A 1887-nucleotide genomic window follows, 5' to 3' on the forward strand; every position below is an offset into this window, starting at 1 on the left:
CAAATAGAACGGAGTGCGCCTCTCACACCACCGAGCGTACGGGTCACGTACTCGGCGGTTCGCAAAGTGATGGGTTAAGTTCGATGTAAACATCCATTAAAGATTGATAGCCTCTTTGTTTTAGGCGCTTCAAAGTAATAGTCGTATTCAAAATGGGACTTTGTGCAACTGCCCAACCGCCTTTTCTGGTTCTGCTCCAAGCATACGCATGATCTTTATTAACACCTAATCGTATGAGGTTTTTCCTCTTTCGTTCGGGTTTCTTCCAATCGTGCCAAATACAATACCGAAGTCGGTTTCTGAGCCAGCCGTCCAAATCACGCAGTTTGCCCATAATACTCGCTCCCCGAAAATAGTTTAACCATCCCCGTTGCACTTCCTTTATCTTGGCAATGCGCTGTTCAAATTTTGCTGGTGCGGTTTTGCGGGTAATGCCTTTAAGCCGTTCTTTGAGTTTTTTCCACGCTTTTTCTGCCACCACCAACTGGTAGTCATTCTTGCTTCCTTTTCTGTACGTTGGCACAAAACCGAATCCCAAAATTGTGAAGTTAACAGGACGTCTAATCCCGCTTTTCTCCGTGTTCACGGTCAGTTTGAGCTTCTTTTTCAGGAATTTGGAAATTGCCTGTGCTGTGGCTTTCGCCTGATTTTGGCTTTTACAGTACATACTAAAATCATCGGCATAGCGAACGAATTTCAATTTGAGCCTTGTCATTTCCTTGTCCAATTCGTGAAGCAGGATGTTTGACAGTAACGGACTTAATGGACTTCCTTGCGGAACGCCTTTTCTTCGTTTTTGCAGTTTGCCGTTGATTTGTATCGGCACTCGCAACCATTTTCGTATCAGGCGCATCGTGGTTGGGCATTTCACTTTTTGATACACCAAATTCAAAAGTAAACAATGATCGACCTGGTCAAAGAAGTTCTTTAGGTCAATCTCTACAATGTGGTTCAGTCCCTGATGAATGTATTCCCTCGCTTGCCCAACGGCTTGTCGGGTGTTTTTGCTGGGTCTGAATCCAAAACTGTTAGAACTAAATTCGGGTTCAAACAGCGGTGCAAGAACCTGCGATACGGCTTGTTGCAGCACTCGGTCGGTGGTGGTGGGAACGCCCAAAAGTCGGGTTTTGCCCTCGCCTTTGGGAATCTCCACGCCCAAAATGGCCTGTGGCTGGTAGCTTCCTTGCATGATAAGGTCGAGCAATTGGTCTTTCCGTTGGGGAAATAGCATTTTGAGTTGATTGGTATTTATACCATCAACCCCTGCGCTTCCTTTGTTGGAAATCACCTGCTCTAATGCTTTTTGCAGGTTGTAAGGATGTACTACCCTCTCAATCATTTTGTTGTTTAATTCGTTAAAACTGTTCCGCTTTTTCAGGGCTATAACTTGCGTTATTCCGATGAAAATTAAGAACCGCTTTGCGTTGGGTCCTTCCTTGATTGTGAGGCCTATGCGGTATCTATTCGCAACTCGTTTGCCACAAGTACTATGACTTCTGCTGACTTCTTTGCATAACCAACCCGTGGTTGCAAAGACCTCCCCTGGTAAGAGCTTTTTCCTTTGTCCAATTCCTGCTGCATCTACATCTAATAGGTTTGGTATACTTTGGACGTTACGTTGCTGTGCACGCTTATCCCCTATCAAATGCCTCTTATGCAGTTTCTGTTCGTCAGTACCGGAATTTGTCGTCTCGCTTCCTTCAGTTCCAACCTCACGATTGACAACCTTGCGACGTACTAATGATTCGAGGTTTCAATCCGCTCATAAGGGACTTACACCCTCTGGAAAAATAACACGCCATATCTTTGTTTTATAATCTGAAATTTGTATTTTTCAATTTTTATCAAAGACTACGGCGTGTGTCCTGCTCATGCAGGGCACACACA

The 1887-nt window shown here is 44.7% G+C and carries 1 protein-coding gene; it reads right to left on the reverse strand.

Annotation, left to right across the window (positions count from 1 at the left end; translation table 11 throughout):
• Positions 1 to 43: 43 nt before the first annotated feature.
• Positions 44 to 1339, reverse strand: a complete 1296-nt coding sequence (gene ltrA / locus FLV_RS19855; RefSeq protein WP_243236494.1) for a group II intron reverse transcriptase/maturase — start codon at positions 1337 to 1339, stop codon at positions 44 to 46.
• Positions 1340 to 1887: the final 548 nt, after the last annotated feature.

The organism is Flavobacterium pectinovorum, assembly GCF_022802975.1.
Classification (GTDB): Bacteria; Bacteroidota; Bacteroidia; order Flavobacteriales; family Flavobacteriaceae; genus Flavobacterium; species Flavobacterium pectinovorum_B.